We start from the raw sequence: 12822 nt of genomic DNA, 5'->3' as shown, positions 1-12822 counted from the left end.
ATTTAAAAAGTGTTATATGCTTTGCCTGTATGAAGTTCATCAATTTTGTCATAAATGAATAAAACCTCTTTTGACCGCTCTTTATTGTTAATTATTTACATTATAGCATAGGATTTAGCCATTCTCTTGCTTGGCTGCTAAAGAGAGCAGGTAACGACAAAGGTCCCCCTATTCATCCTAGCCCCCGGAATGAGCTCCACTACGCGAGCCGCCATAGGAATAGTCGCTGCTGCCGCAATCCCCAGGATTACGGCTTTGTTCTCGGCTACTACAGCTTGATATTCTTCTCGTCAAAATATTCCTCCAGCGTCATTCCCTGCTTGGATAAGTCCTCCGCGATGTCAGTTCCCACATAACGAATATGCCAAGGCTCGTATACATAGCCAGTCACATCTTCCTTGTCCTTCATATAACGAATAATAAATCCGTATTCCGGCCCATGCTTCTCCAGCCACTCGCCTTCCTTGGAAGCTCCGAAGGATTGTTCCAGCACATTGCCTACGCTTGGACTGGACACATCCATCGCCAATCCTGTCTGGTGCTCGCTTGTACCCGGTACAGCACTGACTTTAGAGGCGTATTCCTGCCCCTTTGTCTTCACATTATTGTTAAAAATGGAAACCTGACGCTTATAGGAACGGTACCCCGATACAGCACGCAGCTCCATGCCGTCCTTCTTCGCACCGTCGAACAACCTCTCCAGCGCCTCTGCCGCTTCCTTGCGCATATGTCTCTTCTCATGCGGACCTTCGAAGGAAAAAGGTACCTTTGGCTCCACCAGATCGTCCGGGGCATAGCCAACAGGCAAGCTGCGATTTTTGTTCACCACGACAGTATCAGCTGTAGCATTGGTGACAATGGCAGTCTCCCCATCTTCCTTCACCGTGGCTTGCAGCGCACTCTCGCTTCGTAGCGCCATCACGGGATCTGCCTGTCCAGTTTCAGTGCTATGATTGCCCGCATTCGACTGGGTGGCAGGCTGGACGCTCTCCTGTGTCGTCGGGGATGATTTCGGCGGCTCGCTTTCCTGTCCACCCGAACCTCCCTGCTGGCACGCTGCCAACAGCAGCCCCGGCAGGATCAGTCCCGGGATAAGCGCTTTGCTCCAGCGCTGAGGGGTCCGTTTCTGTTGTATATGTTGTTTCATGCGGGTATCTCCTCCAATATTACATTTGATGCATGGCTTGCTATGGTTTTACGTTCCCCTATTGTAACTGAACTTTCGACACTCTTCGAAGCCGTTATCCAGTTCAATGAAGCTGAATAGGCCCGAAAAAGAAAGAATAGACCCGAATTGTTAGGGAGTATGACGTTTTTGTGGAATGGTAGCCCGGGCGCGTTCAGCTACACGCTCACGTATGAGCTTCAGTGCCTCTTCCGCACGGGGCAGACCCGGCAGCAATGCCGTAATGTCCGCTTCATTCATACGTGCAAGCTTCTGTGGCAGGTGAATCTCAATGGCATGGAAGCCCGCGCCCGGACGATGTAAGGCTCCTTCGGCGGCAGATTCAGCAATCCATTCGCTGATCGCCGCCGATCCGCTGCGTGCGCCCTCTGACCGCGAGGTTGGCTCATGCGCGAGAGATGCCCCCTGCACATGGGACAGTTCACCTGCCCAAGCGCTGAATACGAACTCCAGCAGCGCTTCCCGCGTCATTCCAATCAGCTCCAGACCAAGCAGAGGCTCGCTTTCCAGCCCCGCTTGGAGAGCCTTCTTCGCTTCGTCGGCTGCACCAACGCCGTCATCCAGATTGGATGTAGCCGCATCGGCTGCTACCTGAACGACCTCATCCAGCGAGAGGCAGGCTTCCCCCTGTATAAAACGGTATATGTCCCAAGGCTCCGCCTTTAGCTGCTCCAGCCATGCCTTCCGCTGTTCCGGGTCCAGTACAGGCACGGTGCCAGTCCAGTGGGCAGCCTGGGCAATCGCCGAACCATTGTCCGTTCCGTACTCCTCTACTTCTGCCTCCCATTGACCGTCAGTTACTCGCAGCTTCACTCGCAGCCTTGTCATCGTCTTCATCCTTTCTGTGCTTACTCAATCCATATATCATTTTGCAGCGCAATCAGACCACGCAATTCATCGTCAGACATTTCCGTCAGCCAATGCTCACCGGAGCCGACAACCTGCTCGGAAAGCGCCTTTTTGCTCTCGATCAGCTCGTCGATCCGTTCCTCCAGCGTACCTTGGCAGATCAGCTTATGCACCTGCACGTTCCGGCTTTGACCAATGCGGAAAACCCGATCCGTCGCCTGATTTTCCACCGCAGGATTCCACCAGCGGTCATAGTGAATAACATGACTGGCACGCGTCAGGTTCAGGCCCACGCCGCCCGCCCGCAGGGAAAGCACGAATATATTCGGTCCTTCCCCCTGCTGGAAGTTGTGGACAATTTCGTCCCGTCTGGTTTTCGCCAGCCCTCCATGCAGGAAATACGGTTCTTCCCCGAAAATCCGGGCCAGTCGTGCTACCAACAGCTCTCCCATAGACACATATTGGGTGAAAATCAGAGCGGATTCTCCATTCTCCCGAATGGTTTCCACTAGCTCCAGCAGCCGTTCCATTTTGCCCGAATTTTCAGTTTTTCCAGTATCAGCCCGGCCCGGAATGATCAGACCCGGATGGTCACAAATTTGCTTGAGCTTGGTCAGCGAAGACAGGACAAGCCCCTTGCGGGCAATGCCAATCTGTCCGTCCAGTGTCCCCATTAGCTGATCCACCACGCCGCGATACAATCCGGCCTGCTCTGGTGTCAGCACACAATACGATTTCAATTCCAGCTTCTCTGGCAAATCCTTGCGTATATCCGGATCGCTTTTGAGTCTACGCAGCATGAACGGCGAGACGAGACGATACAGCTCACGCAGCGCACCCCCTCTCTCCTCTCCCGCCATACTATAGCGCTGACGGAACGAAGATGAAGTGCCGAGGTAACCCGGATTCAGAAATTGAAAAATGGACCACAGCTCACTCAGCCGATTCTCCACCGGGGTTCCCGTCATGGCGATCCGATGCGGTGCTGACAGCTTCATTACGCTCTGAGACTGCTTTGTCCGTGCATTTTTAATATATTGCGCCTCATCCAACACGATAGAGGACCAATAGACCGCAGATAAATCGCTGCCGTCCCGGCCCGCCAAATGGTAGGTCGTGAGAACGATATTATATTCGCGGACGCTTTCTTGAAATGCCTCCCCGTGAAGCCGCTGGTTGCCGTGATGAATATAAAGTGACAAATCCGGCGAAAAACGCTTCAGCTCCCGCTGCCAGTTACCGAGCAGCGAGGTCGGACAGACGATCAGCGCCGGACGCTGATCCTTCGCGCCGATGCCGCCATCAAGCAGGCAGGTAATAACTTGAATCGTTTTACCAAGCCCCATGTCATCCGCAAGGCAGACACCGAAGCCCAGCCCGCGCATGGCAGCCAGCCATTGGAAGCCGCGCTCCTGATAAGGACGCAATGCGCCATGCAGCGTCTTCGGTACAGGACGCGGCTCCACAGAACGAAGCATACCGCCCTCAACCAGAGAGGCCAGCAACCCGGCGGATTCTGCGCCAAAGATGGACAAGCCCTTCCATGAGGCCTCACCTGCACCTTCATTTTCTGCCGCCAGATGCATCCATTCGGACAAGGTCATTTCACCGTTTTCACCACGCTTGATAAAACGCAGCACCTGACGAATTTCCTTGGGATCGACCTCGATCCATTCGCCTCCCAGACGTACATACGGCAAATTAGCCGCGACGATGCTTTCCAGTTCCTCCATCGTCAAGGTCGTATCGCCCAGCACAGCCTCGGCATCAAAGGAAATCATGCGATTGATACCGACCGACGATGTGTCGGTATTCACGCCTTCCGGTGGTGTGCCGCGCTCCGCCGAACGCATTTTGAGCCGCAAGCCTGCGCGGCGGCGACCCTCCCGGCTCCAGCGTGAAGGCATTTGCACGGTGGTGCCGTTCTTTTGCAGAGCGGGTACAGCTTCCGTCAGGAAGCGGAAGAACAGCTCAGGCTCCAGTGTGAGGCCCTCGGGATAAGGGCGGCTCAACGCTTCTTGCAGTATCGGTGCCGCTTCGGCAGCCTGTCCAAGCCGCAGCAGCAGTTGTGCCTGTACTTGGCGATACACGATGGTGCCGCGCACCAGATCGCGCTCGGGATGCGCCCACAGCGCCAAGGCAGGTAGTCGCAACCCCGGTTCGGCATCGCTTTCTACCCAAAAGGTAATGCGCCATTCCTTCACATTCTCTTCCAGTGAAGGCTCCAGACGAAGGCACAGACGAACCTGTCCTTCGATCGGCTCCTGATCCTCCCGTTCCATGACTGGCATCGCGCTTCCTTCAAGAGAAGCCGCCTGGAGAACCAACTCCTCCATCTCGGCAGGCGTTCCCTGTATCGCAACCGGGCGGGAACCTGTCAGCAGGCTGTTCCACCACAGCTCTGCCAGCGGCGATCCCCCGCGCCGATACTCTGCGCGATATCTGCTCAGCTCACGGTCGGAGGCTGCCAGCACCGCGGTCGTTTCCGCATGGATGACCGCACACAGGAAGGAATAGAGCACAATTCCCGCTGCATCCTCCCGTGTTTCCGGCTCCTTGCCTGCGAAGACGGCGGGAGCCGCCATACAGACGGCTGGCATCGCCGAAGCCAGCTCATAAAAGCGGCGAACGTCCTCCTCCTGGCGTAGCCGGGGAATCCACACCCCAATCGCCGCCTCCGGGCCGCGACGGCGCGGTCCCGATGGACGCGCCTCTGTAAGCGATGGCGCAATTTCGCCTCGCTGCATCAGTTCCAGCGCAAAATAAGCAGCCTTTTGCCAATATTGCATTTCCTCTCCCAGTGTAATGCCCGACGCTGCACAGCCCTTCTCGTCCATGCGGGTCAGCAGGGCCAGCGTTTCGCGCGGTTCCAGTGCCAAGCCCTCCAGCGTGCGGCCCAGCATAGAGCGTCTTTTGCCTCCTCTGCCTGCCACTTCCACGCGAGCGGTGTTCGGTATCCGGACCTCGGCAAGACGCAACGCAGCCTGCCGAAACGGCCGAAGGTCTCCCTTCAAACTCAGCCTGCGGATTACACTGCTCCATGCATCAATACGTGGTTCCGACGTCTCACCAGAAAAGCAAAAAAACACATCTCCGAGCCATATTCCATAAAGCGGTTGATTCATATCTGTCTCCCGTCCAGCCTTTTGAATTATTACTCTTCATCATATACGAAAATGGGCTCTTTTCAAAACTTTATCGCAAAAATAAATGGAAAGTCATTAGTTAATAACCTTACATATTCATGTGATTAACTATAAAAAAATACTCGATCTATAGTCTATAGGATCAAGTCTCTTTTTCTTCATCATCAGCTTCCGCATCCTTCAGATAAGGATTCAGGCTGTCTTGCAGCAGCTGCCTAACTCGCATACGCAGCTCTTCCGGATATATAACCTCGGCCTCCGGCCCATACTTTAACAGGAGTCTGGATACATAACTCAATTCCTCGGGCGGAATATATCCATGCCAATCCTGATGGGAGACATTCTGGAAGAGGGGGTCTGATTCCGCCAGCCGGGCACCCAACGAGGTAAACTTTATTTTTGACGGAATCCCCGTACGAGAATCATCCGAAGCCATCCATTCCCGGAGTGTGGGAAGGCTGGGTAAGGTTTGTTCCAGCATGGTCATTACGATGACCCGATCTGAACGGTACAGGATAATTCGGTCTTTGCTATGCGCTGGCATGTACCAATATCCGTGATCAAAATATAGCCCCACCGGATATACTTCAGTCCACTTTTCCCCGGAAGCGGAGCGGTAATGCATTTTCACCCGGCGCTTATTCAACGCAGCCTCCAAAATGAGCGAGGTGTAGGGCGACTCTGCGTGAGTAGGCAGCATGCGAAAAGAGATATAATCCTTCAATTGATCAATGCTGTCCCGCACATCCTGTGGAAGCCCGGCATAATATTGCTCGGATACATGCTCACGAATTGATCCGAAAGGGATATCCGGAATCTCTTCCAGCAGTTGCAGCATGAGAAAAAGTCCCAAGGCCTCGTTGCGGGCAAGATGAAGGGGCGGAAGCAGTCGATTGGGGAGCGCCCGGTATCCACCATGAGGGCCCGTTTCGGTATAAAGCGGTAACCCGGTCTGCTGCAAATAGTCGAGATCTCTTTGTATCGTCCTCACGGAGACGTCAAAACGCTCGGCAAGCTCACGTGCCGTATATTTTTTTCGGGAATCCAGTATCCTCATAAGGGCAATTCTCCGTTCGTTCATCAGGTACTCCTTTTAGCAAAATATTAAATTGAAATCGCCGTTTAACTACGACAAAGCATGTCATAAATATATTGTAGCATAGGAGATAGAAAGGAGCGATAAACGATGAAGGATATACAATCAAACAAAGTTGTACTGTATATTGCCATGAGTCTCGATGGGCATATAGCGCTGCCGGATGGCTCAGTGGACTGGCTGTATGATGTCAAAGGGGATGGCGGGGACAATGGATATGCCGACTTTTACGACACCGTAGGCACGGTGCTGATGGGCAGATTGACGTATGAGGAGGTATTGAAGCTCTCGGACGCTTTCCCTTATGCCGACAAGCCGTGTTATGTGCTTACCCGGTCATTGACGGGGCATCACCAGGCACCGCATGTTACGTTTACAGACGAAGCTCTGTCTGAGCTTGTTCCGCGTCTGCAAAAACAATCCGAGGGTGCAGTATGGCTGGTGGGTGGAGGACAGCTAGTTCAGGACTTCATGCGAGAGGGACTGCTGGATAAGGCAATCATTGCAGTCATTCCCAAAGTGCTCGGACAAGGAATACCGCTATTTCCGGAAGGCACGCTGCCAAGTACGTTTGAACTCCAGCAAATAGAACACCGCGGGGATATCGTTATGCTTCATTATATGCTCCCATCTTATCGGCCAGATACGGTCTGAACAGTCTGTCCGTTTTAAGAGCCTTGTCTGTGCACATGACTGTTAGATAAATGAATGATCGGATATAATAATATCACCATCGGAAAGGACTTCTATAATGTCTAAACAATTACACGAGACTATTTTATATCCGGATGCTTCATTTCCATACATTATGTACACTGCTAATGCTCTAAAAATCATCCCTGAAGGTAGAGGCTTCAACGATTTACACTGGCACGAAGAACTACAAATTACTTTAGTAACTAAAGGAAAACTAACTATACAAGTCAATGGAATTGACCATGAATTAGAAGCAGGACAGGCCATTTTTATTAATAAAGGGGTCCTACATGTTACTACACACCTAACACATAACGGTCAATACGTGAGTTTTAATTTTCCAGAGAAGCTGCTGGCCTTCTATGCGGATAGTGCGATGGAAAAAAATTATGTACTGCCTTTTACAAACTCTCTCTTATTATCGCTAGTCATCAAAGGGAATGCTGAATGGCAAACTAAAGTACTGGAAATGCTTTGGGATATGAAAAAAAGATTTGATATAAAAAAAAGCTGGGGATGGGAATATGAGGTTTCTATCAAAACTGTACAATTATGGTTCACCTTAATTTCTAACATTTCGCTTTCTTCTGAGGAAGTACCTAAATATTTAAAGCTGCAACAAGAAAGACTTCAATTAATGCTCAGCTTCATCCATCAGAGCTACCCCGATAATATATCACTGCAAGAGATTGCTGATTCAGCGCATCTAAGTGTTTCGGAATGCACTCGTAGCTTTAAAAGAACCATTCATATGACACCTTACGACTACTTAATTAAGTACCGTATCAAGAAAGGCAGCGAACTATTAATTTCAACAGATTATACAATAACTGAAATAGCCCACAGGGTTGGTTTCAATCATGTAAATCACTTCATTCAGTCTTTTAAAAAACATCATCATATAACCCCCAACAATTTCCGGAAATTTAGAAATAAAAGCAATAATTAGGAGTTAAGTGCTGGTTCTGTTTCGGAAAGCTTAAAATAAATAAAGCCTGTCGAGTTAACTGCGACAGGCAACGGAACATGGATGGCAGGAGCCCCCGGTTTTGCTCCAACTATTTGCTTTTCAAATTATCCCACATGCTCTGTAGTGGACAGGAAGAGGCGATTAGAACACACTGGAAGGAATCCGGCCTGCTTAATCGAATTTCTAAATAAGACGAGCACGGTGTTATTGAAGACGATACGGCATTGCAGGTGTATGGCAAGCTGGATGCCAGCCTGTCAGGCTGGACGCTCGTTAAGAAAATCCCTAATCGCACGCTTTATTTACGGGCCATGAGCAATGATGAGATCGGAGTGCTGTCACGCCGCTTCCGACAGATGATGGATACCATCAACAACCTCATTTTACAGGAATACAAGCTCGAACTGGCGAACGAGACACATCAATTGAAAGCGCTTCAAGAACAGATTAATCCTCATTTTTTATACAATACGCACAGTCTATCGGAACGCTGGCTCTACAGCATGAGGTGCCGCGAATCTATTCCCTGCTCTCTTCCCTTGCCAAAATGCTCCGTTATAACATGCGGGATCATACGGTCGTTACCCTCAAGGAAGAGGCCGAGCATGTAAAGCAGTATCTTGATTTGCAAAAAGAACGCTTTGGCGAGCAATTAGAGGTCACTTACCAGTGGGCAGATGGGGTCCTGGATGATCAGGTGCCCAAAATGATTCTCCAGCCATTAGTGGAAAATAATGGAGTATCAATTCCGTGGGCTGATTTGGAGCAGCTCCAGCATATGCTGAAACGTCCGCTGAAAGCCTATGAGGAACCGAACACCAGCGAGTCGGATTCTATCGGACTCCGTAATGTGCTGCTGCGCATCCAGCTTCACTTCGAAGACGGCTCTAATACCCTGTATGTAGACAATATTCTGCCTCATGGCGTTCGTTATACACTCGAAATTCGTACCGAAACTCATACCGAAATTCATATTAAGGGAGAGTGACCTGTCATGAAGGTCCTGATTGTGGATGATGAAAAGCATGTGCGCCATGCCGTTCGAATGCTTGTACATTGGGAAGCTTGTGGCGTGACTGAGGTCATTGAAGCAGAGTCGGGCGATCAGGCGATTGAGGTCATCACCGCCCTTTCGCCACCTGTTGTACTCACGGATATGCGGATGCCTGGCAAGGACGGGGTGGCCCTAATGGCAGCGGTGATGAGCACCACTCAACTGAATGCCGATATGCTGGACAAATACAAGACGCTGCACACACTTTTGGGCTTTTCCCTGATGAACATCTGCAACGAGTTTCTCGGGAATTCCCAAACCGGGATTGCGTTCCGCCATCTGGAGCGTATGGACGAAATTATTCTGCTGTATTGGGGCGAACCGTCCCGCTGGCTGAACGACAGACCCGGCGATGCGGCAGGGGAGGAACTGGCAGACGAGCACGGCTCCATCCCTGCCCTGCCGATCGACAAGCGGGGCTTGCTATCCCTGCCCCTATGGCAGAAGCTGGTCGAGAACCGGCTGCTGGCAGCTGGGCAGGCCCTTACACCAAGCCATAGCCCCAGTAATCCTGTTATCCGTGATATTGCCCGCTATCTGGATGCTCACTACGACGAGGAGATTTCCCTACAGGATATGGCGAGCCGTTTTTACCTCAGTCGAGAATATATTTCTCGTAAATTCAAGCAGGAATACGGCGTTAATCTGTCCGAGTATCTATGTCGGATCAGAATGGACAAAGCGAAGCTGCTGCTATTAAATGACAAGCTCCGCCTTCATCATATTGCCGGTATGGTCGGTTATCAGGACGAAAAATATTTTGGCAAGGTATTCAAAAAACTGGAAGGCGTAACGCCCGGCGAGTTCAGAAGGCGCCATTCTGTAGATCCTCAGCCGTTAGCGCATACAGCACATGATCTTCCCAGATACCATTAATCTTCAAATAGTTTAGAGCCAACCCTTCCCGGCGAAATCCGGCCTTTTCCATTACTCGTTTGGATGGCGTATTTCTTGGCATAACCCCGGCCTGTATACGGTGCAATCCCAATTCATGGATGGCGTAACGTACAATATCCTTTACTGCTGAGGTGGCGTAGCCTTGTCCGTGATGTGCAGGATCTACGAAGTACCCCAGATTTGCATTTTGAAAAGGGCCTCTGGCCACGCCTGATAGCTCCATTCTGCCGATCAGCTTATCATTTTCCGGCAAAAAAAGTCCAAACGTATATCCCTGCCCGGCTTGGACAGCCTCAAGGCCGATGGAAATCAGGCGGGCCTGTTCTTCCAGCGTAAAGTAAATTTCAGGCCGTTCCGGCTCAAATGGCTTAAAAAAATCAAAATTTTCGCGTCTAATCTCCAATAATCGTTCTGCATCACTTACTTGTAAAAGTCGAATCCGTAACCCGGGATGGGTGGACTCTATCGAAAACGAACCATTAGCTTCATGTAACATTGTCAATTTCCTTCTTTCTCACTTTCATATGTTTCGTACTCACGGGACATACGACAGGAAAATACCCCGGATGCTTGACAGCAACCCAGGGTATCCCTTCAATTCAAAAATTAATCCGTAACAGGCATCCAGCCAGGCATCGTCGTCAGCGCATCCCACAGGTAGTCCGGAATGACCAGTTCTTGTTGAGCTTGCTTGGACAATGTCGTGCGGATCGTATCTTCTGTTCCGTTTTGCACCTTCTGAACCCACTGCGGCTCCATCAGAAGCGGACGTCCCAGTGAAACCAGCGGTACACCTGTCTCCAGCGCTGCAAGTGCATCGTCCGGTGTATTCAGCGACCCAACTCCCATAATCGGCACGCGGTTTCCAACCTTCTCATAGATGAGAAGGGTACGTGAACGTTCGTCGCTACGATCACGGAACGAACCGCCGAAGAAATGGTTAACGGAAATGTGCAGGTAATCCAGCCCTTCATCCGCCAGACGGTCTACGAGTACCAGCGTATCCTCCACCGTAATGCCTGGTGTGTGTCCTTCCTCAGGAGACAAACGATACCCGAAAATGAACGGCTGCTTCGCATGCGCTGCGATCACCTTCTTCACTTCGTGGACAACTGCCAGCGGGAAGGTCAATCGTTTTTCAAGGCTTCCTCCCCATTCGTCGGTACGAAGGTTGGAATGGGGGGAGAAGAACTGCTGCACCAGATAACCGTTCGCGCCGTGAAGCTCCACACCGTCATAGCCCGCTTCAATTGCGCGACGAGTCGCTTCGCCATAGGCACGGATAACACGGTGAATATCATCGGTGTTCATTTCAAGCGGCACAGGTGCGCCTTCTTTTTCCTCAGCCACCGCGCTTGCGCTGATCGGCTGTCCGTCCGGTATTTGATCCGGTGGGCACAAACGACCGCCATGGTAAATTTGCAGGATGGCTTTCGCACCCTCTTGATGAATCGTGTCAGCCAGACGACGCAGGCTCGGAATCATTTCATCCTTGTCCGCGCCAAACTCATTAACAAAGCCTTTACCGTCTGGAGTCACGTACACGCAAGCGGTAATGACCGCACCTACACCGCCAGAACGTTCACGGTAGTAAGCCAACTCCTGGTCACTGACTTCACCATTTTCATGAGACGCAAAGTTGGTCATAGGAGCCATCGTGATACGGTTTTTCAATGTAACGCCAGATGGCAGGGTAAAAGTATCAAATAAAGGCTTATATTTCGGATTCATTCGTTTTCTCTCCTTCAGTTTAAGTCAGATCAGATGAGACTGTAAACCATAAAGCCTGCCTACTGTGACTTGCTTTAATTGCTTACTTTAATACAGTGGTTATAGTAACCACAGTATAATGATCCGCCTCCATAAAGTCAAATCTAACCTTTTGACCTTCCTTAGACTGTCCGGAAAATAAGAGTACCCGGATTCCAAACCATTCATGCTCCTATCTCTTCACTTCTAGTGCTTAACATTTTTATCATTGGATTACATATGGCTGTGTATAGATACGCCCTTTTAATAAAATATTTGTAGCTTGAAACTTTTCCGGCAAGGACATATTTGGTAGCAAAGTGGGTATATTCATAGTAGAAGATTGTGACCAGTCGGTCATTCCACGGTTCATCATTCATTGAGGAGGAGATGCCCCTATGTCACGAAGCCATTCATTGAAATGGTGGAATATCATTGCGTTTATCGCTGTCATCGTCATTAACATTCTGGCTTCCACACTTCCCATCGGCGGAAGAAGCACCGCTGCCGTATCCAACATGTACCCTACCCTGCTGACACCTGCGGGTTATGCCTTTTCCATCTGGTCGGTTATTTACTTGCTGCTTGCCTGCTTTGTTGTGTATCAGGCTACATCGGCAGGACAAACCAAGACGAGCGTTCAGTCTATCGGGGTTTTCTTTATTTTAAGCTGTATCTTCAACATCATCTGGATTTTTTTGTGGCAGTATGTATATGTAGAGTTGTGTGTGATTGTCATTATACTGTACTTGCTCTCTCTGGCTGTCGTATATGTACGCTCTCGTACGCCGCAACCAACCCTCGGGGAAATGTGGTTCGTCAAGCTGCCGTTCAGTCTGAACCTTGGCTGGGTATCCGTCGCTACCATCATCAACATCGCGGTGGTACTGGAAAAGAACGAGTGGAACGGCTGGGGACTCAGCGATACTACTTGGGCGATCAACGTTCTGATCATCGGCACCGTGCTTGCCATCATGGTCAGCTTCCCGTATCGTGACAGCATTTATCCACTTGTGTTCGTGTGGGCTTATGTCGCCATCGCCATCGAGCATCCAGACAATGAAAAGGTGCGGCTGGCTGCATTCATTCTGGCCGCAATCATCCTGGTGTACTCGCTATGGCTGTTCTTTGCCCGTAACCGGGACCGGGACTAAAGGAATCTCATCACGTATACCACAG

General features: G+C 50.6%; 12 protein-coding genes. 6 read left to right on the top strand and 6 right to left on the bottom strand.

Annotated features, from left to right (window positions below; genetic code table 11):
• Positions 1-268 precede the first annotated feature (268 nt).
• The 4 genes from ACIFO6_RS02320 to ACIFO6_RS02305 all read right to left on the bottom strand — a co-directional run bounded on the left by ACIFO6_RS02320 (position 269) and on the right by ACIFO6_RS02305 (position 6262).
• Positions 269-1147, bottom strand: coding sequence for a M15 family metallopeptidase (locus ACIFO6_RS02320; protein WP_430037677.1), 879 nt, complete (start codon positions 1145-1147; stop codon positions 269-271).
• Between the two features lie 150 nt (positions 1148-1297).
• The gene (locus ACIFO6_RS02315) at positions 1298-2014 is read right to left on the bottom strand and encodes a phosphoribosylglycinamide synthetase (RefSeq protein WP_430037674.1); all 717 of its coding nucleotides are present in this window, start codon (positions 2012-2014) and stop codon (positions 1298-1300) included.
• Positions 2015-2034: 20 nt separating this feature from the next.
• Positions 2035-5160, bottom strand: a complete 3126-nt coding sequence (locus tag ACIFO6_RS02310) for a DEAD/DEAH box helicase (RefSeq protein ID WP_430037671.1) — start codon at positions 5158-5160, stop codon at positions 2035-2037.
• Between the two features lie 163 nt (positions 5161-5323).
• Positions 5324-6262 (bottom strand): helix-turn-helix transcriptional regulator, encoded by a 939-nt coding sequence (locus tag ACIFO6_RS02305; RefSeq protein ID WP_430037668.1) that lies wholly within the window; start codon positions 6260-6262, stop codon positions 5324-5326.
• Positions 6263-6367: 105 nt separating this feature from the next.
• Between ACIFO6_RS02305 and ACIFO6_RS02300 the strand changes: the two genes are divergently transcribed.
• From ACIFO6_RS02300 to ACIFO6_RS02280, 5 genes are all read left to right on the top strand, one after another.
• The gene (locus ACIFO6_RS02300; RefSeq protein WP_430037665.1) at positions 6368-6931 is read left to right on the top strand and encodes a dihydrofolate reductase family protein; all 564 of its coding nucleotides are present in this window, start codon (positions 6368-6370) and stop codon (positions 6929-6931) included.
• 97 nt (positions 6932-7028) lie between these two features.
• Positions 7029-7922 (top strand): AraC family transcriptional regulator, encoded by an 894-nt coding sequence (locus tag ACIFO6_RS02295; RefSeq protein ID WP_430037662.1) that lies wholly within the window; start codon positions 7029-7031, stop codon positions 7920-7922.
• Positions 7923-8173: 251 nt separating this feature from the next.
• Positions 8174-8554: a sensor histidine kinase gene (locus tag ACIFO6_RS02290; RefSeq protein WP_430037727.1), complete on the top strand. Its 381-nt coding sequence runs from the start codon at positions 8174-8176 to the stop codon at positions 8552-8554.
• Entirely contained in the window at positions 8452-8931 is a 480-nt protein-coding gene (locus ACIFO6_RS02285; RefSeq protein WP_430037659.1) for a sensor histidine kinase, read from the top strand. Before ACIFO6_RS02290 ends, ACIFO6_RS02285 begins: the two co-directional genes overlap by 103 nt.
• 6 nt (positions 8932-8937) lie before the next feature.
• On the top strand, positions 8938-9873 hold the full coding sequence (locus tag ACIFO6_RS02280; RefSeq protein WP_430037655.1) for a response regulator transcription factor: 936 nt from the start codon (positions 8938-8940) through the stop codon (positions 9871-9873).
• Here ACIFO6_RS02280 and ACIFO6_RS02275 read toward each other — a convergent pair.
• Both ACIFO6_RS02275 and ACIFO6_RS02270 read right to left on the bottom strand, forming a co-directional pair.
• Positions 9803-10390, bottom strand: coding sequence for a GNAT family N-acetyltransferase (locus ACIFO6_RS02275; RefSeq protein ID WP_430037652.1), 588 nt, complete (start codon positions 10388-10390; stop codon positions 9803-9805). The two genes, ACIFO6_RS02280 and ACIFO6_RS02275, sit on opposite strands and share 71 nt — an antisense overlap.
• 110 nt (positions 10391-10500) lie before the next feature.
• On the bottom strand, positions 10501-11625 hold the full coding sequence (locus ACIFO6_RS02270) for an NADH-dependent flavin oxidoreductase (protein ID WP_430037649.1): 1125 nt from the start codon (positions 11623-11625) through the stop codon (positions 10501-10503).
• Positions 11626-12041: 416 nt separating this feature from the next.
• On the opposite strand from ACIFO6_RS02270, the gene ACIFO6_RS02265 reads away from it, so the two are divergent.
• Positions 12042-12797 carry a tryptophan-rich sensory protein gene (locus tag ACIFO6_RS02265; RefSeq protein WP_430037646.1) on the top strand — a complete coding sequence of 252 codons (756 nt, stop codon included), beginning with the start codon at positions 12042-12044 and terminating at the stop codon, positions 12795-12797.
• Positions 12798-12822: the final 25 nt, after the last annotated feature.

This window comes from Paenibacillus sp. NRS-1781, from assembly GCF_050467745.1.
Lineage (GTDB): Bacteria > Bacillota > Bacilli > Paenibacillales > Paenibacillaceae > Paenibacillus > Paenibacillus terrae_A.
Note: the sequence above shows the minus strand (reverse complement) of the source record. Positions and strands in the feature narration are given on the sequence as shown.

What these genes read in the sequence shown, in the direction of transcription:
- ACIFO6_RS02320 (WP_430037677.1), bottom strand. Translation starts at nt 1,147, where the DNA reads ATGAAACAACATATACAACAGAAACGGACCCCTCAGCGCTGGAGCAAA.
- ACIFO6_RS02315 (WP_430037674.1), bottom strand. Translation starts at nt 2,014, where the DNA reads ATGACAAGGCTGCGAGTGAAGCTGCGAGTAACTGACGGTCAATGGGAG.
- ACIFO6_RS02310 (WP_430037671.1), bottom strand. Translation starts at nt 5,160, where the DNA reads ATGAATCAACCGCTTTATGGAATATGGCTCGGAGATGTGTTTTTTTGC.
- ACIFO6_RS02305 (WP_430037668.1), bottom strand. Translation starts at nt 6,262, where the DNA reads ATGAACGAACGGAGAATTGCCCTTATGAGGATACTGGATTCCCGAAAA.
- ACIFO6_RS02300 (WP_430037665.1), top strand. Translation starts at nt 6,368, where the DNA reads ATGAAGGATATACAATCAAACAAAGTTGTACTGTATATTGCCATGAGT.
- ACIFO6_RS02295 (WP_430037662.1), top strand. Translation starts at nt 7,029, where the DNA reads ATGTCTAAACAATTACACGAGACTATTTTATATCCGGATGCTTCATTT.
- ACIFO6_RS02280 (WP_430037655.1), top strand. Translation starts at nt 8,938, where the DNA reads ATGAAGGTCCTGATTGTGGATGATGAAAAGCATGTGCGCCATGCCGTT.
- ACIFO6_RS02275 (WP_430037652.1), bottom strand. Translation starts at nt 10,390, where the DNA reads ATGTTACATGAAGCTAATGGTTCGTTTTCGATAGAGTCCACCCATCCC.
- ACIFO6_RS02270 (WP_430037649.1), bottom strand. Translation starts at nt 11,625, where the DNA reads ATGAATCCGAAATATAAGCCTTTATTTGATACTTTTACCCTGCCATCT.
- ACIFO6_RS02265 (WP_430037646.1), top strand. Translation starts at nt 12,042, where the DNA reads ATGTCACGAAGCCATTCATTGAAATGGTGGAATATCATTGCGTTTATC.